General features: G+C 35.5%; 11 protein-coding genes. All 11 read left to right on the forward strand.

Features of this window, described 5'->3' with window-relative positions:
- The 11 genes from K6T82_RS05865 (at position 1) to K6T82_RS05915 (ending at position 20,030) form a co-directional block, all read left to right on the forward strand.
- A complete protein-coding gene (locus K6T82_RS05865) occupies positions 1 to 1,737 on the forward strand; it encodes a glycoside hydrolase family 43 protein (protein ID WP_223705008.1) in 1,737 nt (578 codons plus the stop codon).
- A gap of 443 nt (positions 1,738 to 2,180) precedes the next feature.
- Complete coding sequence (locus tag K6T82_RS05870; RefSeq protein WP_223705009.1) at positions 2,181 to 3,188, forward strand: GntR family transcriptional regulator; 1,008 nt, start codon at positions 2,181 to 2,183, stop codon at positions 3,186 to 3,188.
- A 3-nt stretch (positions 3,189 to 3,191) separates the two neighbouring features.
- The gene (locus K6T82_RS05875; protein WP_223705010.1) at positions 3,192 to 4,670 is read left to right on the forward strand and encodes a xylulokinase; all 1,479 of its coding nucleotides are present in this window, start codon (positions 3,192 to 3,194) and stop codon (positions 4,668 to 4,670) included.
- Positions 4,671 to 4,682: 12 nt separating this feature from the next.
- The gene (gene xylA / locus K6T82_RS05880; RefSeq protein WP_223705011.1) at positions 4,683 to 6,008 is read left to right on the forward strand and encodes a xylose isomerase; all 1,326 of its coding nucleotides are present in this window, start codon (positions 4,683 to 4,685) and stop codon (positions 6,006 to 6,008) included.
- Positions 6,009 to 6,449: 441 nt separating this feature from the next.
- Positions 6,450 to 7,106, forward strand: coding sequence for a fructose-6-phosphate aldolase (gene fsa, locus K6T82_RS05885; protein WP_223705012.1), 657 nt, complete (start codon positions 6,450 to 6,452; stop codon positions 7,104 to 7,106).
- Positions 7,107 to 7,670: 564 nt separating this feature from the next.
- Complete coding sequence (locus tag K6T82_RS05890; protein WP_223705013.1) at positions 7,671 to 10,838, forward strand: SusC/RagA family TonB-linked outer membrane protein; 3,168 nt, start codon at positions 7,671 to 7,673, stop codon at positions 10,836 to 10,838.
- Between the two features lie 10 nt (positions 10,839 to 10,848).
- Positions 10,849 to 12,480 carry a RagB/SusD family nutrient uptake outer membrane protein gene (locus K6T82_RS05895; RefSeq protein ID WP_223705014.1) on the forward strand — a complete coding sequence of 544 codons (1,632 nt, stop codon included), beginning with the start codon at positions 10,849 to 10,851 and terminating at the stop codon, positions 12,478 to 12,480.
- A 31-nt stretch (positions 12,481 to 12,511) separates the two neighbouring features.
- Positions 12,512 to 13,873, forward strand: coding sequence for a glycan-binding surface protein (locus tag K6T82_RS05900; protein WP_223705015.1), 1,362 nt, complete (start codon positions 12,512 to 12,514; stop codon positions 13,871 to 13,873).
- A 15-nt stretch (positions 13,874 to 13,888) separates the two neighbouring features.
- Entirely contained in the window at positions 13,889 to 16,102 is a 2,214-nt protein-coding gene (locus K6T82_RS05905; RefSeq protein WP_223705016.1) for an endo-1,4-beta-xylanase, read from the forward strand.
- Between the two features lie 280 nt (positions 16,103 to 16,382).
- The gene (locus tag K6T82_RS05910) at positions 16,383 to 17,960 is read left to right on the forward strand and encodes a GH35 family beta-galactosidase (RefSeq protein ID WP_223705017.1); all 1,578 of its coding nucleotides are present in this window, start codon (positions 16,383 to 16,385) and stop codon (positions 17,958 to 17,960) included.
- A gap of 162 nt (positions 17,961 to 18,122) precedes the next feature.
- On the forward strand, positions 18,123 to 20,030 hold the full coding sequence (locus K6T82_RS05915) for a sialate O-acetylesterase (protein ID WP_223705018.1): 1,908 nt from the start codon (positions 18,123 to 18,125) through the stop codon (positions 20,028 to 20,030).
- The last annotated feature ends 57 nt before the right edge of the window (positions 20,031 to 20,087 follow it).

The following is a 20,087-nucleotide window of genomic DNA, read 5'->3' on the forward strand; positions in this document are numbered from 1 at the left end:
ATGATAAGAAGAAAAACAGGTTTAAAAATTGTTGCAGTAGTCCTTTTGATGAGTGCTATTTCTTCGTGTAAAAAAATTTCACAAAAATCACAATCGGTTGTGTATTCCGATTATGTTGCTTTTGATTGGTTTGATTACCGAGGAAATGATGACGCGTATCAAAATGTATCGAATTCAGATGCTAATTATTTAAATCCTGTTTTGGCTGGTTTTTATCCTGATCCTACAATTTGCAGGGTTGAAGATAAGTTTTACTTGGTCAATTCTTCTTTTTGCTATTTTCCTGGATTGCCCATTTTTGAAAGCACCGATTTAGTGCATTGGAAACAAATCGGAAATATTATCAATCGTGCTGAACAAGCTGATTTTGGTAATTCCCGTTTATCAGGTGGTATGTACGCGCCGACAATTCGCTACCATAAAGGAATATTTTATGTGATTTGCACCAATGTAAGCGGTGTCGGAAATTTTATTGTTACGGCTAAAAATCCTGCTGGACCTTGGTCAAATCTGATTGTACTTCCTGAGGTTAACGGAATCGATCCTGATCTCTTTTTTGACGAAGATGGAAAAGTTTATATTACGCATAACGGACTTCCGCCCAATAATATTTCGGTTCATGACGGCCATCGCGCCATTTACATGCTGGAATACGATTTGGAAACACAAAAAACCACAACAAAGCCCAAATTAGTTATTAACGGCGGAACCGATATGTCTAAAAAGCCCGTTTGGATCGAAGGTCCGCATGTGCTTAAAAAGAACGGATTTTACTACTTAATCTGCGCTCAAGGCGGAACAGGTTTCAACCATTCAGAAGTTGTTTTTAGAAGTAAAACCATTTATGGCCCTTACGAAAGTTACGCTCAGAATCCGATTTTAACGCAGTCGCATTTAGATCCGAATCGTAAAAATCAAGTTTCTACAACAGGTCATGCCGATTTTGTAGAATTGCCAAACGGCGATTGGTGGTCGGTATTTTTAGGATGCAGACCTTACGGGCCAGATTTATACAATTTAGGCAGAGAAACGTTTATGATGCCAGTAGAATGGAAAAACGATTGGCCAGAAATTGTTGGCGGAAATGAACCGATTCCGATGATTCATAAACGCCCGAATTTGCCTCTTTCGAAAGAAAAAACAGAGCCTCTGAATGGGAATTTCGTTTCAAAAGACGATTTTAATTCGAATGAATTGGATTTTAAATGGAGTTTTATCAGAACGCCAAAAGAGAAATGGTACGAACTGGTTAATGGAAAATTGCTAATAAAGCCAAGACCAGAATCGATTCATACGGAAAGTAATTTTTCTTTTATTGGAAGAAGACAGCATCATTTAAAATTTGAAGCTTCGGTAAAGTTAGAATTCAATCCGAAAGATAATTTAGAAGTAGCGGGTTTGACTGCTTTTCAAAATGAAAAACATTATTTTTTGGTTGGAAAACGTCTGAATGCAGATAATAAATTGGAAGTTTTTGTGGAAAGAACAGCTTCTAAAATTAATGAAGGGAAATCTGAAATTATTTCTAAAAAAGAACTTTTAGATACTGATAAACCTTTATTTGTAAAGATTGAAGGGAACGGAAGATTATATAGTTTTTATTTTAAAACCGCTGAAAAAGCAGAATGGAATTTATTGATTAAAGATGTCGATGGTTCTATTTTGAGTACCAAAGAGGCTGGTGGTTTTGTGGGGACTTATTTGGGGATGTATGCTTCTGGGAAGCATTTTGATTAAGACTTTCGCTTAGTATGTCATCCTGACGAAGGAAGGATCACACGCGGGATTCGACAAAGATTGACGACATTCTGTGTGGAGTTTCTAGTGTGATCCTTCCTTCGTCAGGATGACAAAACTGGTCGTATAAGTTGGAAAGGATAACCTTTGCGTTCTTTGCGTAAACCTTCGCGAACTTTGCGGTTAAATCATGTTGCTGAAGTTTTTGGAAAAATAATGCCTCGTCATTTCTTGTGAAACCGTTCGCGTGAGGGATAGAAGTGGAAAGCCCACAGCCGCGAGGAACGAGCAGGCGAGGACTTGAAACGGATAGCCCGACCCGGAGGGGCACGCCCAAATTATTTAGATTAACACATTTAAAAAAATAACAATTTTAAGATAAAAAATAATTTTTTGTAAAAGATTTTTGTCTACTTTAGCATAACAGAACGGAACAGAACGGTATGTTAAAAGAAGAAGAAAAATTTGAGTTTATAATAAATCACGAAAGTGATATTCCGAAATACCAACAGTTGGTTGATGGAATTACAAATGCTATTGCGGAGAATATTTTGCAAAAGGGAGATTTACTTCCGTCTGTGAATGTGATCTGCAAAACATATCAGCTTTCGAGAGACACAGTTTTTAAGGCGTATTCGATTTTGAAGGATCAAAAAGTAATTGATTCTGTACCAAATAAAGGCTATTATGTAGCAGGTGAAACGAGAAAAGTGCTTTTGGTTTTAGATACGTTTAAGGCTTATAAAGAGGTTTTGTATCATTCGGTTGTAAATAATCTGCCGGATAATGTGATTATCGATGTGCAGTTTCATCATTATAATATTGATGTTTTTAAAACGATCATTAACAACGGAATTGGGAAGTATTATAAATATGTGGTGATGAATTTTGACCACAAAGAAATTCCGCCAGCGTTATCGGCGATTTCAAAAGATAAATTGCTTTTGATTGACTGGAATATCCGAGCGGATAAAGCAAATAATTATGTTTTTCAGGATTTTGGAAAAGCGTTTTATGATGCTTTGAAAGAGGCAGTTGAATTGTTTAAAAAGTATAAAAAAATAGATTTTATATATCCGGATTTCACGAATCATCCTTGGGAAACGGTAGAGTTTTTCAAGAAATTCTGTGCTGATTTTGGTTTTCAATACGACATTATCACAGATCCGAAAAAGTTCAATATCGAGAAAGGAATTGCTTATATCAGTGTAAGCGACAGGATTTTAGGATACTTTTTAGAGCAATGCAAAGAAAAGGATTTTGAACCTGGAAAAGATGTTGGTTTGCTTTCATACAACGAAACACCAATGAAGAAATTTATATACAAAGGGATTTCAGTTGTTTCGACTGATTTTAACGAAATGGGAACCAAAGCAGCGGCATTTATTACGCATGACGAAGAAACGAAGTGTTATGTGCCGACTAAATTAATAATAAGAGAATCATTGTAAGTTATGTATTATATCGGTTATGATATTGGAAGTTCTTCTGTCAAGGCAGCCTTGGTGGAAGCAGAAACAGGCAAAAAAATCATTGTTTTGAATGAGCCTCAAAACGAAATGGAAATCCTTTCGATTCATCCAGATTGGGCAGAACAGGATCCAGAAATGTGGTGGCAATACATTTGTACAGCAACAAAAAGAGCGATTAAAGAAGCTAATATAGACGCTTCCAAAATTCAGGGAATTGGTATTTCGTACCAAATGCACGGATTGGTGATTGTGGACAAAGAAGGAACTGCATTACGAAATTCAATTATCTGGTGTGACAGCCGTGCGGTTGAAATTGGAAATAAGGCTTTCGCCGAAATTGGAGAAGAAAAATGCATGTCGCATTTATTGAATTCGCCAGGAAATTTCACTGCTTCGAAACTGAAATGGGTTAAAGAAAACGAACCAGCAGTTTATAACAAAATTGATAAATACATGCTTCCGGGAGATTACATCGCTTTGAAATTGACAGGCGAAGTAACGACAACTAAAAACGGTTTGTCTGAAGGAATGCTTTGGGATTATAAAGAAAATAAAGTGGCAGACTGGCTTCTGGATTACTACGGAATCGATCAGTCGTTGACACCGAAAATTGTAGAGAATTTTACGAATCAAGGTGTTGTTACAGAGAAAGCTTCACAAGAATCTGGTCTTCCTGCTGGAATTCCGATTGTGTATAGAGCAGGAGATCAGCCAAATAATGCTTTGTCATTAAATGTATTGCGTCCAGGTGAGGTTGCGGCAACAGGTGGTACTTCGGGTGTTTTTTATGCTGTAACAGAAACAAATTCAGGGAAAAGCACTCGTGTAAACAACTTCGTTCATGTAAATTATAAAGAATCAAATCCGAGAGTTGGGAAATTGCTGAATATAAATGGAGCGGGAATTCAATACCGATGGATGCGAAACAATATTGGAAATGAGTCGTATGAAGAAATGAATGAAAAAGCATCTCAGATCAACGTAGGTTCGCAAGGATTGGTTGTAATTCCGTTTGGAAATGGAGCTGAAAGAATGTTCAATAATAAAAACATTGGCTCTCATATTTTAAACCTGAATTTTAATATTCATACCAACGCGCATTTATTCAGAGCATCTTTAGAAGCTATTGCGTTTTCTTTTGTATACGGAATGGAATGCTTGAAAGATGATAATGCAACTATTAATGTCATTAGAGCTGGAAATGATAATTTATTCCGTTCTGAGATTTTCTCGAATACTGTGGCAACTTTAATTGGTCACGAAATCGAAATTTACAATACAACCGGAGCAGTAGGAGCGGCGAGAGCTGTTGGCTTGACCGATGGTGATTTTGAAAAGTTTGGTTCGGGAATTACCACAAACGATCACGTCATGACCTTTTTGCCTCTTAAAAACAAAGAGGAATATGAAACGGCTTACAACAAATGGAAACAAGAATTAGAATTAATATTAACAAAATAAATAAAAGAACAAATGATAGTTTTAGGAGATAAAGAATACTACAAAGGTATTGGCCAAATTAAGTTTGAAGGAAAAGAATCTGACAATCCGTTGGCGTTTAAATATTACAATCCAGACCAAGTTGTAGCTGGAAAAACAATGCGTGAGCACTTTAAATTTGCAATTGCTTACTGGCATACTTTCTGCGGACAAGGTGGCGATCCATTTGGGCCTGGAACTCAAAATTTTGCTTGGGATGCTTCATCAGATCCGTATCAAGCGGCTAAAGATAAAGCTGATGCTGCTTTTGAATTCATTAGCAAAATGGGATTCGATTATTTCTGTTTCCACGATTACGATTTGATAAACGAAGGGCCAACTTTCGCAGAATCAGAAAAACGTTTAGCATTCATTACAGAGTATTTAAAACAGAAAAAAGCAGAATCTGGAATTAAATTGCTTTGGGGAACTTCAAACTGTTTCTCAAACCCAAGATTTATGAACGGAGCCGCTACAAATCCTGATTTTAATGTTGTGGCAAGAGCTGGTGGACAAGTAAAATTAGCTTTGGATGCAACTATCGCTTTAGGCGGAGAAAACTATGTATTCTGGGGTGGTAGAGAAGGTTATATGTCTTTACTAAACACAGATATGGGAAGAGAATTAGACCACATGGCGCAATTCTTAGCAATGTCTAGAGACTACGCAAGAGCACAAGGTTTTAAAGGAACTTTCTTCATCGAGCCAAAACCAATGGAGCCTTCTAAACACCAATACGATTTTGACTCTGCAACTGCAATTGGATTCTTAAAACAATACGGTTTAGATAAAGATTTCAAAATCAACATTGAGGTAAACCACGCTACTTTGGCACAACATACGTTCCAACATGAATTAGAAGTGGCTGCAAAAGCGGGAATGTTAGGAAGTATCGATGCAAACAGAGGAGATTACCAAAACGGATGGGATACAGACCAATTCCCAAATAACATTCAAGAAACGACTGAAGCGATGTTGGTTTTCTTAAAAGCTGGCGGATTACAAGGTGGTGGAGTTAACTTTGATGCAAAAATAAGAAGAAACTCTACAGATTTAGAAGATGTTTTCTTAGCACACATTGGTGGAGCTGATACTTTTGCAAGAGCTTTATTGACAGCTGATAAAATCATTTCTTCTTCTCCATACGAGAAATTAAGAAAAGAAAGATACAGCTCATTCGATTCTGGAAAAGGAAAAGATTTCGCTGATGGAAAATTAGGTTTAAAAGATCTTTACACTATCGCTCATGAAAATGGAGAATTAAATCTTCAAAGCGGTAAACAAGAATTGTTTGAAAACATCATTAACCAATATATTTAATTGGTTTAGATTTTAAAATTAAACCTAACAGGTTTTAAAAACCTGTTAGGTTTCTACAAAAATATTTAGTGAGACAAAATATCTAAAAAGATTTGAGTTTTTAAATGTGATAGTTATAAAACGTTAATTGTGTTTAAAACTACTTTTAAGATCAAAATTGAAAAATGTGTATTAAGATTATGGCTTTTTTTGAGCTTTAAATTTGAAAAAAATAGTTTGAAGGTTTAGTTGCTATTTTTGATAATCTTAAAGGATAAATAAAGTCAGTTTGATAAGAATTAAGTGTGAGTTAAATTTTTATTGGAGGTTTTTTGAAGAGCAGGATCAATCGAAATGCACATTTTTTCTCGCTAGAATACACAAGGAACTTTGTCAAAGTTTTAAACTTTGACAAAGTTTTTTTTACGCAAAATAGTATTTAACCAAAAAACCACAAAAAACATGAAATTTTTTATTGACACTGCCAATCTTCAAGATATTGAAGAAGCGCAGGCTTTAGGCGTTTTAGATGGCGTAACCACCAATCCGTCATTAATGGCAAAAGAAGGCATTACCGGAAAACAAAATATATTAAACCATTATTTGGCTATTTGCAATATCGTTGATGGCGATGTTTCGGCTGAGGTAATCTCTACAGAATATGAAGGAATGGTAAGAGAAGGAGAAGAATTGGCCGCTTTACATCCGCAGATTGTGGTGAAATTACCTATGATTGGCGACGGAGTAAAAGCCTGTAAATATTTCTCTTCAAAAGGAATTCGTACCAATGTAACTTTAGTCTTTTCGGCTGGTCAGGCGTTGCTTGCTGCTAAAGCCGGAGCGACTTATGTTTCTCCATTCTTAGGACGTTTAGATGATGTTTCGACAGATGGAATGCATTTGATTTCAGAAATCAGAGAAATCTACGATAACTACAATTATCAAACGCAAATATTATCTGCTTCTGTTCGACATACCATGCATATTATCAATTGCGCTAAAATCGGATCAGATGTAATGACAGGACCTCTTTCTGCAATAAAAGGATTATTGAAACATCCTTTAACCGATATTGGTTTAAAACAATTTGTAGAAGATGCTAAAAAGATGAATTTATAGTTTTTTAGGTCCCTTTTTTTAATTTATAAAACTCCCTTTCAGCTATTTGTGAGGGAGTTTTTTTATGAAATAAAAGCAACCGATTGTTTCTTGTGTTGGTTTGTAAGAAATATATTGTTTAGGTCTTAATTGATTGGTTTTTAGTTAATAAGTGTCTTGAAGCCTTATTTTACAAGAGATATAAACATATTTGGTTTTTGTCTTAATTTCTTCTTGTAACGATAACGTTTTAGTAAATTTCGATAAAATATTAAAATTTAACTTTTTATGTTTTTTTTAAGATTTTGTGTTAATCTATTTGTTTTCTCTAACGTTTTCGTTGTATTGAATTGTGTTTTTGAGGATTGTTTAAGTTTTTACGATTATAAATATGTAAAATGTTTTTTTTGAATGATGTTTTTTGGAAATTGACAAAAAAAATTAACGCAACCGATTGTGTGTTGTTGTTTTTTGCATATATTTGTTTTGACTATAAGTTATTGATTTGTTAAAATTTAATGATCCGTAACACAATAAACAAGAAACTAACTAAACCATACTATTAACTAATTAAACCAATTATTTATGACTAACTTTTTAATTACTAAAAGCAGATCTAAATACTTTAAGAATTTAGGATTCCTGATCCTAATGCTGGTATTTTCTGCCACAGTAAATGCTCAAATTACTGTTTCGGGTACAGTATCTGATGGTACTGGGCCAATACCAGGTGTAAATATTATTGTAAAAGGAACCAAAACAAGTACTGTTTCAAATTTTGATGGAACTTATACGCTTAATGCCGTTCCGACAAATGGAACTTTGGTCTTTAGCTTTATAGGATATAAACCACATGAAATTGCAGTTAACAATAAAACTAAAATTGATGCTTTACTGGAAGAAAATCTGAACGACTTAAAAGAGGTTGTTGTCATTGGATACGGAACATCAAAAAGGGCAGATTTAACCGGATCTATTTCTTCTATATCCAGTTCGGCGGTAACACAATCTGTATCTACAACTATCGATCAGGTTTTACAAGGTCGTGCAGCGGGTGTACAGATTCAGCAGAATAGTGGTACTCCTGGAGGAAGTTCTTCTGTTCGTATTCGTGGTATCAGTTCGATTACGGGGTCAAATGAACCTATTTATGTAATAGACGGGGTTATTATAGATGGTAATTCAGGTTCCTTGAATATCAATCCGCTTGCCGGAATTAATCCAAATGATATTGCTTCGATCGATATTTTGAAAGATGCATCTGCAACAGCAATTTATGGTTCTAGAGCTGCAAATGGTGTAATTATGGTGACCACTAAAACAGGTAGAAAAGGAGATTTGACTATGAATTTTGATAGTTATATAGGTTGGCAGCAAATGCCAAAAGAGCTACAGGTTTTGAATTTAAGAGAATATGGAACATTAAAAAATACTCGTGCAGATTTAGGAATTGTTCAGCGTGATAATACTTTCATCAGACCAGATTTATTGGGAGAAGGAACAAATTGGCAAGACGAATTATTTCAGGTAGGTTTAATTCAAAGTTATAATTTATCTGCTTCTGGGGGGGCTGATAATACTACTTATGCATTAGGAATGTCTTATTTTGATCAGGAAGGAACTGTAATCGGATCTTCTTTTGATCGTATGACTATTAGAGCTGTAGTTGATTCTCAGGTAAAAAAATGGATGAAAGTTGGAGTAAATTTAAATACATACAAAACCAATCAGGTAACGACAGTTAATGATGATTCGGTAATTTTAACGGCTTTAAAACAAACTCCAAACGTAGCGGCTCGTAATGCTGACGGAACTTTTGACGGACCAGATACAACTGAATTCGTTCAAACCAATCCATTAGGAATTGCGATGCTAAAAGACAATCACGGAAAAGACTATGGAATTAGGGGAAATGTTTACGCTGAACTTAGTTTTACAAAAAATTTAAAACTTAGAACACAATATTCTATAGATTACGGATTTGGAAACCGATATACCTTTAATCCATCGTATACTTTTGGAGCATTATCAAATGAAGTGAGAGAAGGTTCAAGAACAAAATCTACCAGCGAAAACTGGATTTGGACTAATAATTTGACTTATAATAAAGCATTTGGAAAACATAATATCAATGCTTTGTTGGGACAAGAATTGCAAGAGCAAAATTGGGAAAGTTTGTACGGTTACCGTTCAGGTTATTTGACAAATGGAGCAACAGATCTAAATGCTGGAGATCCTACGACGGCTAGAAATTCAAATTCAAGTTCTACAAAATCGCTTAGTTCTTATTTTGCTAGAGCAAATTATACTTTTGATGACAAATATATTTTAACTGGTACTATTAGAAGAGATGGATCTTCACAGTTTGCAGAAGGCAATAAATGGGATTGGTTTCCATCTGCCTCTTTAGCGTGGAAAATCTCAAACGAATCATTTTTAAAAGACAATCAGACTGTCAATAATCTGAAATTACGTGCAGGATGGGGAGTTACAGGTAACTCAAGTGTACCAAACAATGCCTATACTTCTGTTTATGGTACTTCTGCGACCAATTGGGGAAGCGGGCAAATTGCAACTAATACGGCAAACCCAGATTTGAAATGGGAAAAATCAAACCAAACCAATATCGGTTTAGATCTTTCTCTTTTCGATAGTAGAATTGAAATTACAACGGATGTTTATTATAAGAAAACAGACGATTTATTGCTAAGATTATCACTTCCTGCTTATGTTGGTACAACAGGACAAGGTTCTACTACACCTCCTTTTGCTAATATTGGATCTCTTGAAAACAAAGGTTTTGAGTTTACAATAAACACGGTTAATATGCAGAATAAGGATTTTCTTTGGAAATCGAATTTCAATATTTCTATGAATAGATTTAAAGTATTGAAATTGAATTCAGAATCTGGAGTTTACGATCAAACGCTACAGCAAGGATCTGATGTAACTGTTGTTACGCGTACAGCTGTAGGGCAAACATTAGGACAATTTTATGGCTATAAAGTAATTGGACGTTTTGAAAAAGCAACAGATTTCTATTATAAAGATGCCAGCGGAACGGTAAAACCAACCGCATTGCCTGAAGGAATGGTAATTGGTGAAAATGGAGTTTGGATTGGAGATTATATGTTTGAAGATGTGAACAAAGATGGGGTTATCAACGAAAAAGATGCTGGTTATATTGGTGATCCGAATCCGGATTTTACTTTCGGATTTACAAATAATTTTTCATTCAAAGGATTTGATATAGGAATCACTTTTTCAGGATCATACGGAAATGACGTTTTAAATTATCAAAGAAGATGGTTAGAAAATCCTCGTGAGAATACCAATTTATTGAAAACAGCTCTTGGATATGCACAATTAGAATTGATCGATCCAAATGGACCAAATGATTACCGTAACGTGCAAATTGTTGGTGGCGATCCTTATATGCCAAGAATTGGAGCTTCATCGGCTTCTTCAGCATCAAATTATCGTTTGAGTAACAGATTTGTAGAAGACGGATCTTATGTACGACTAAGAAATATTTCGATAGGTTATAATCTTCCTAAAGATTTGTATGCCAAATATGGAATTACAAATATTAAAGTATACTCTAATATGCAGAACGTTTTAACCTTCACTAAATATAAAGGTTATGACCCAGAAGTTGGTGCCATAAACCAAAACCAGCTTTTAAATGGTATCGATAACGGACGTTATCCTTCGCCAATGGTTACAACAATTGGATTAAATGTTAATTTCTAAAAACTGCACAATGAAAACAAAGAAAATATTTTACACGGCTTTAATTATTGCATTGCCATTTGTTTGGACGAGTTGCAGCGACATTTTAGACGTTGAACCAAATGACGTAATTACAAAAGAGAATTTTTATAAGACAGAGTCTGATTTTCAGGCTGCAACTGGGCCATTATACAATAAAGTTTGGTTCGATTTTAATGATAAATTCTATTATGGTTTAGGAGACGGTCGAGGAGCAAATATGTATGCGCCTTTCTCAGATTACGTTTATCCTTTTACCGATTTAACCGAAACAGGATTAACAGGACCTTTGGTTTCTGCATGGGGATCATTGTATAACGTAGTGCAGCAGTCGAATAACGTAATTATAGGAATTTCAGGAAGTCCACTTAGCGATGCAATTAAAAACAAATATATTGCCGAAGCCCGTTTTATGAGAGGAACTGCCTATTGGTATTTGGCTTCATTATGGGGAGATGTTATTATTTCAACAGACCCAAGAGAATTAGTGAAAAATCCACTTGTAAATAAAAATCCGTTGAAGGACGTTTACGAATTCTCTATGCGTGATTTAGAATTTGCAGCAAAATATCTTCCTGAATCTGCTGGCCAGGCAGGACGTTTGACAAAATATAGTGCATTCGGAATGCTTTCTCGCGTTTATCTTTCATTTTCAGGAATTAGCGATAATCCAAACAGCGGAAATCGCAACCAAGAATATCTTGATTTAGCTAAAAAAGCAGCAGAAAAAGTAATAACTGCTGGTCCGTACCGCTTATTGGCAAACTATGAAGATTTATTCATGATTGACAATAACAACAACGTAGAATCTATGTTTGCGCTTCAATGGGTTCCAAACGGAGATTTTGGGGTAAATAATACACAACAGGCTTATTTTGCATTAGGTTCAGATATTACAGGAGACGATGCTGCTTGGGGATACTGGACAAGAGCTTCTTACAATGTTTTGCAAGAATACGAATCAAAAGACCTTCGTCGTAGAGCCACTTTCATGGGGAATAAAGATCATTATGCAGAAATAAGCAAAGCAAATGGAGGTTATACGGTTGATCATGGAAATGATTTTCTTACGGTTAAAAAAGGAGTTGTAGGTTCTACAAAAGACAATTCAAAAATTACACGTATGAATTCTGCTTTGAATACCTATATGTTGCGTTTGGCAGAAGTTTACTTAAACTATGCTGAAGCAACCTTAGGAAATAATAGCGTTACGGCAGATGCAAATGCGATTACACTTGTAAATGCGCTTCGTACACGTGCAGGATTGAATCCTAAAACAACTTTAACTTATGCAGATCTTGCGCACGAAAGAAGAGTAGAATTATGTATGGAAGGACAGTATTGGTACGATTTAGTTCGTAGAGCGTATTACAAACAACAAGAAGTAATTAACTATGTAACAGGACAAAACAGAGGCGTTATTACACCGATTTTGTATGATACAGCAACCAATACAGTTACTGTAGATGCTTCAAAGGCTACAAGTCCAAGAGCAATTGGTGTAATAGACGCGACAATTTTTACACTTCCATATCCAGAATCTGAATTGGTTCAGAATCCGTTGTTGAGAGAAAATCCTGTTCCGTATCAATTTACAGAAGAGAAAATTAAAGACTTATTCTAGTTTCAGAAATAAAAAACTAAAAGACATAAATATGAAATATATTTTAAATAAAAAGTATTGGGCACCGATTGCACTGCTAAGCATGATGGTTTTCGGTATGCTGTTCACTTCTTGTGATAATAACGATTCAGAAGGTGGCGCAATCACAATTTCGCGAGTATTTTTAGAAGATGTAAATTCAAATGTACCAGACAGAGAAGTTACTTTTGCTCGTTTAGGACAAACTTTACGTATCGAAGGTTCAGGATTTGCAGGTTTGAAGAAAGTCTATATTAACGGATATTCGACATATTTTAATGTGGTTTTTGTATCCAATAATTCAATGTTGGTAAGTGTTTCAGCAGATACGCCAACTATTGAGGCGGATCCGTCAGTACGAAATACCATTCGTTTCGTAAACGATAAGAATGAAGTAACCTTTCCTTTTGAAATTCGTTCCGGAAAACCAGAAATCACAAGAATTTCAAATACAATGCCTAATCCTGGAGAAACCATTACAGTATATGGAAGTGGTTTGACAGAAGTAAGCAAAGTAACTTTTCCAGGAAATATTGAAGTAACCTCTGGAATTGTATCAGACGAAGATGGAGAATTTTTTACAGTTGTTGTTCCAAACGGAGTTTCAGACAATGGAGGACCAATCTTTGCACAAAGTTCTAATGGAGGAGCTTATTCGCCATCTTATTTTAACTATAAGAGAGGTGTATTAATAGATTTTGATGGTAAAGGAACTCAAGGTTCATGGGATCGTGCAAGTATGATTCTTCCAGCAGATTTAGAATCGGCAGCTATTGGAATTGGAAATGTTTCTCACGGAAAATATGTACCGCACCGTCCAGCTAAAATTGCCTCTTTTACAGCTGGAGCAAATCGTCAATCAGAAGTTTGGACAGCTGGAACAGGAGTTGATAATTGGAGAGCACAGTTGACACCTTATATTCCAGCAACTACACCTCTTGATAAAATAGCATTTCAGTTTGATGTATATGTACCAGAAGCATGGAAAGATTCAGGTTTCTTAAAAATATGTACGATTAATAATTTTAATGGAGGAGAATGGGCAGGCGGTGTCTATAATTATGTTCCTTGGATTGTTGATGGTAAATCAGTTGCTTTTCAAACTACAGGATGGGTAACAGTTACAATTCCGCTAAACAAATTCTATGCATGGTCTAAAGAAGCATTTACATTCGAAACTGTTTTAGCATTTAGAGAAGCAGCAACGTATCAAAATTTCGGAATTTATTTCGAAAATTCTGATGTGAAATTGTCAAACGTAACAGGAAATGCAAGTGAAGTAGAATTTCCTGCGAAAGCAACTTCTGTAAAAGTGTACACAGACAATTGGAGAATTGTACCATTAGATACACCAGTTTACAACGATTTTAACTAACACAACCACCACAAAATGAAATCAAAATATATCATACCAATAATCGCTTCATCACTAATGATTTTATCATCATGCGATGATAATTTGATGGAGTGGGGAAAAGATCCATCTCACGGAGAAGTTACAGGAGCTGAACTTCCTTTAGCTTTAGTAGAAAAAATAAGCCGATATGAGCCATTAAAAAACTATTCTGACTTTCCTTTAGGAAACGGAATCGGAATTAGTTTATACATGAGCGATGCCGCTTACAGAAAAATTGTAAACGAAAATTTTGATGAGGTAACACCAGGCTACGAAATGAAACACGGAGCGATGGTAAATGCCAAAGGAGAAATCAATTTTACGAATGTAGATGCTTTTGTAGCCGCAACAAAAAGTGCAGGATTAAAAGTTTTCGGCCATACTTTAATTTGGCATTCCAACCAAAATGCGAGTTATTTGAACGGTATAATTGCACCAACCGTAATTCCAGGTTCAAGCGGAACAAATGTTTTAGATCTAGCCTCAATAAAGGCAGGAACTTTTACAGGTTGGGCAAGAAATAATCCAGGAAAAGGAATCACAACAGTTGCCAATTCAGGATTAACCAGTACTTCTGCAGCAATTCAGCTAGCTTCTAGCGCGACTTCTTCTCAAGCATACAATTTGCAGCTGACCTCGCCAAACGTGCCAATTGTTTCAGGACATAATTATGAACTTTCATTTTATATTAAATCTGATGTTGCTGGTAAAGGACGTATTTCTTTCGGAAACACTTTAAACAATCAATATCCATATAAAAATTGGTATAGTACAACAAATGGAACAGAAACAGAAGCTTTTGCAACAACTTCTTCTTGGCAGCAAGTTAAAATTAAATTAGCACCGGGAGATTTTAAAACAGGGAGTACTACGTTTCAGTTTAATTTAGATTTAGGATATCTTCCAAACGTAACCTATTTAATTGATGCGAATACGCTAGCAGTTGTTGATTTGGATGCCGCAACAGGACCGGTGAACTTAATTGCTAATGGAACTTTTAATTCAGGAATATCAGGATGGAGCAGAGCCAATGGTGCTGCAGATGCTTTAAGCGCTGCAACTGGAGCTTCAAATGTTTATGAAGGAAGCGGTTCCATGAAAGTAGTGAATGCTACAAGTACTCCAGCAGATCAATGGAGAACTCAAATTCAAACCACTTTTACTTCTGCATTGGTAGCTGGAAAAAGTTATACGATTTCTTATATGATTCGTTCTGAGGCTAATGGATCTGTAAGATGTTCAACAACGCCAGGATCAGTAGCAAGTTATCAAGGAGATCAAACTACTACGACGGCGTGGAAATTAATAGAGTGGAAAATCACAGCAAAAGGCGGTGAAACAGGTTTTGGTTTCGATTTAGGAGGAGCCGCAGGAACTTATTATATAGATAATGTTTTAGTAACGGATGGAACTTCATCAGGTGGCGGACCTACAGCTCCAATTACAATTGAAAAAACAGAAGCTGAAAAAGCAAAAATCATTGGAGATGCCATGACTGATTGGATTTCTAAAATGATGACACATTACAAAACTGGAGTTTTCTCTTGGGATGTTGTAAATGAACCAATGAAAGAAGATGGAACCCTAAGAAACGGAACAGAAGGCGATACAGCCGCAGATTATTTCTCATGGGTAAAATATCTTGGAAAAGATTACGCGGTAACGGCTTTCAAACTAGCTCGTCAATATGGAAATGCAACCGATAAATTGTTCATTAACGATTATAATTTAGAATCAAGATTAGATAAATGTGACGGGTTAATCGAATATGTAAAATATATTGAAAGCAAAGGAGGAACTGTCGACGGAATCGGAACACAGATGCATATTGGTTTGACAACAGACAAAGACAAAATTGTTCAGATGTTCCAAAAACTGGCTGCTTCCGGAAAATTGATTAAAATTTCAGAGTTAGATATCCGATTGGGAACTGCAACTCCAACGGTGGCACAACAAGCTTCTCAGGCAGAAATGTATCAATATGTAATTGATATGTATAAGAAGTACATTCCTGTACCACAACAATATGGAATCACAATTTGGGGTGTTTCGGATAATGCCAAAGAACATGAATATTGGCTTCCAAACGAATCCCCTAACCTTTGGGATGCCAATTATGTTCGTAAACATGCTTACAAAGGCGCAGCAGACGGACTTGCAGGAAAAGATGTAAGTTTAGGATTCTCGGGTGAGTTAGTAAAACCATAAATAGTTTAAAACTATTGAGTTTCAGAAAAGCTTTGTCAAGGTTTTAAACTTTGACAAAGCTGCTTTGTTTAGTTGTAACCCTTTGAATTTAAAAGAAGAAAAAGTTTTTCAATTAAAAAAAACTAACTTAATCTGCTAAAATCTGTGCAGATCTGCGTGAAATAATTTTTGCGTTTAGGTCTTCATACAGATTTTAAAAGATTAAAGCAGATTATACACAGATTAAAATAAAAGTATGTTGAATATTCTAAAAAAAAGTTTCTTTCTAATAGCAATTTTCATGACACAGTTTATCTGCTGTCAAGAGATTCCTCATCTTCAAAAAAAAGGAAATAAAACCCAATTAATTGTAAATGAGAAACCATTTTTGATACGTGGAGGTGAATTAGGAAATTCGTCTGCAACCAGTATGGAAAGTATGGAACCCATTTGGTCGAAATTGTCTGATATGAACCTGAACACTGTTTTAACTCCTGTTTACTGGGAATTGATAGAACCAGAGGAAGGCAAATTCGATTTCCAGTTAATAGACGATTTGATTCTTCGCGCGCGAAAAGAAAACCTAAAACTTGTTTTTCTTTGGTTCGGATCATGGAAAAACAGCATGTCGAGCCACGCTCCAGAATGGATAAAACTCAACCAGAAAAAATACCCAAGGGTAAAAGACGATAAAAACAAAAGTCACGAAATTTTGACGCCTTTTAGCGAAAATAATCTTCAGGCCGATGCAAATGCTTTCAAAAAAATGATGGCACATATTAAAGATTTCGACCAAAAGGATCAAACTGTAATTATGATTCAGGTTGAAAATGAAATCGGAATGCTGCCAACGGCTCGTGATTATCACGCTTTAGCGAATGCTGCATTTCAGAAACCAGTTCCAGATGAATTGATAAAGTATTTAGAAAAAAACAAGCAAAAACTAGTTCCCGAATTTTTGGAAGTTTGGAAGAAAAACGGATTCAAAACCAAAGGAAACTGGGAAGAAATTTTTGGAAAAGGATTGCAAACAGACGAAATTTTCATGGCTTGGTATTTTTCTAAATTTACCAATATTGTTGCAAAAGCAGGAAAAGACGCTTATCCAATTCCGATGTTTGTGAATGCCGCTTTAAACGCACCAGAAAAAAAGCCAGGACAATATCCAAGTGCTGGACCATTGCCTCATATTATGGACGTTTGGAAAGCGGCAGGAAATTCGATAGATTTTTTAGCGCCAGATTTCTACAATCCGTCATTCAAACAATGGAACGATTTGTTTACCCGTCAGGGCGATCCGCTTTTTATTCCAGAACATCGTTTTGATGAAACCGCACCATTTAAAGGATTGTATGCTATCGGACATTACGAAGCAATCGGATTTTCTCCGTTTTCAATCGAATCGGTTGCCGATGCCAAAAAAGAACCTCTAGGGAAAATCTACGATTTGGTACAACAATTAACTCCAACAATTGAAAAATACAAAGGACAAGGAAAAATTGATGGTGTTTTGTTAGACAAAGAAAACAATACGCAGATCATTAAAATGGGCGATTACGAATTCACATTCAAACATGATTATACCTTAAATTGGTCTGACGGAGCAAAAGCAGAAACCTGGCCAATGTCGAGTGCGATTATTATCGAAATTGCCAAAGATGAATTTTACATTTCAGGATCAGGAATTGTCGTTACTTTTAAACCTTTAAAAGAAAATGTAAACGCAGGAATTCTAAAAACAGATTTTGGTAAATTCGAAAACGAAGTTTGGAGAACCATAAGACATTTCAACGGAGACCAAACCCATCAAGGAAGACATTTAAGAATCTCTGTAGGCGATTACGAAATTCAAAAAATAAAATTATATACGTATGAGTAATAGTTTTTTATAGCCACGAATTTCACGAATTGGCACTAATTTTTTTCTAATTATCTTCAATAACACAAATTAAAAAATTCGTGTTATTGCAATATTACAGACAAAGAATGGATTAGTGTAATTAGTGAAATTCGTGGCGAAAAAAAAACAAAAACAATATATATGAAGAAAGTATTACTAGCATTTCTAATAACTTTTAGCATCAATGCCCAAATAAAACTTCCGAGACTTATAAGCGACGGAATGGTTTTGCAGCGCGATACCAAAATCAATATCTGGGGATGGGCATCGCCAAATGAAAAAATCGAACTCGATTTCAATCATAAAACATACAAGGCAACAACCGCTCAAGACGGAAAATGGTCCATTCAAATTCCATCTCAAAAAGCAGGCGGACCGTATGAAATGACTTTAAAAGCATCCAACACAATTGTTTTGAAAAACATTCTTTTCGGAGATGTCTGGCTGTGTTCTGGACAATCGAATATGGAATTGCCAATGGATCGTTTGAAAGACAAATACAAAGAAGAAATTGCAAAATCGGCTAATCCGAATATTCGTCAGTTTTTAGTTCCAGACGAGTATTATTTTGCAAAAGAAAGAAACGATTTTTCCTCTGGTTCTTGGGTGGAAGCAAATCCCGTAAATGTTTTACAGTTTACAGGAGTTGGCTATTTTTTCGCTTCAGAAATATACGAGAAGTATAAAATTCCAATCGGATTAATCAACAGCGCATTGGGCGGTTCGCCAGCCGAATCATGGATTAGCGAAGAAAGCATTAAAAAGTTTCCAGAATATGATCAGGAATATTTAAAATTCAAAGACGGAAAACTCGAAAAACAAATCGACGAAAACGATCGTAAAGTCAGTTCACAATGGTATAAATTAGTAAACAATACCGACATTGGCGTTAAAAATAAATGGGCAAATGCTGTAGATGTTTCAGATTGGAAGGAAATGCAAATTCCGGGTTATTGGGCTGATGGCGAACTTGGAAAAACAAACGGTTCGGTTTGGTTTAAGAAAGAGTTTATTCTCGAAAAAGTAAAAGAAAATCAGGCAAAATTATTTTTAGGACGAATTGTAGATGCCGACTCCGTTTTTGTAAACGGACGTTTTGTTGGAACAACTTCGTACCAATATCCGCCAAGAATTTATTCTTTTAATGCCGATGTTTTAAAAGAAGGAAAAAACGAAATCACAGTTCGCGTCATCAACAATTCGGGTAGAGGAGGTTTTGTAACCGATAAACCTTACGAGCTAATTATTGGCGATAAAACAATCGATTTAAAAGGAACTTGGAAATACAAATTAGGCTCAAAAATGGAACCCTTACCAGGACAAACTTTCGTACGCTGGAAACCTGTCGGACTTTACAATGCTATGATTGCACCTTTAAAAGATTATCCAATAAAAGGTGTTTTATGGTATCAAGGTGAAGCCAATACAAAGAAACCATCGGAATACGGACCTTTAATGGAAGCTTTAATTTCGAATTGGCGCTCATTATGGAAACAGGAAAAAATGCCATTTCTTTTGGTGCAGCTTCCTAATTTTATGGAACCAAAAACAGAACCAACAGAAAGTAATTGGGCAGCTTTAAGGCAACAACAATTGAACACGCTAAAAGTTCCAAATACTGGATTGGCGATAACCATAGATTTGGGCGAATGGAACGATATTCATCCTTTAGATAAATACGATGTCGGAAAAAGATTGTCGCTTCAAGCAAGAAAATTGGTTTACGGCGATAAAAATGTAGTCGCTTCTGGTCCGATTTTTCAATCGATGAAAAAAGACGGAAACAAACTGATTTTGAGTTTTTCTGATATTGGAACAGGATTACAAATTAAAAACGGAAATGAATTAAAAGAATTCGCTATTGCAGGAACAGACGGAAAATTTGTTTGGGCAAAAGCAATTATCGAAGGCGATAAAATCGTAGTTTGGAATGAAGTTATTTTAAATCCTACAAAAGTGCGTTACGCTTGGGCAGATAATCCGGTTGAAGCCAATTTGTACAATAAAGAAAACTTGCCAGCTTCGCCTTTTGAAGCAGAGGTGAAGTAAGTTTTTTTAAAACACAATCTTGTCATTTCGAGGAACGAGAAATCACACTAGAAATTC

Origin of the sequence: Flavobacterium potami, from assembly GCF_020026915.1 — a bacterium.
Classification (GTDB): Bacteria; Bacteroidota; Bacteroidia; order Flavobacteriales; family Flavobacteriaceae; genus Flavobacterium; species Flavobacterium potami.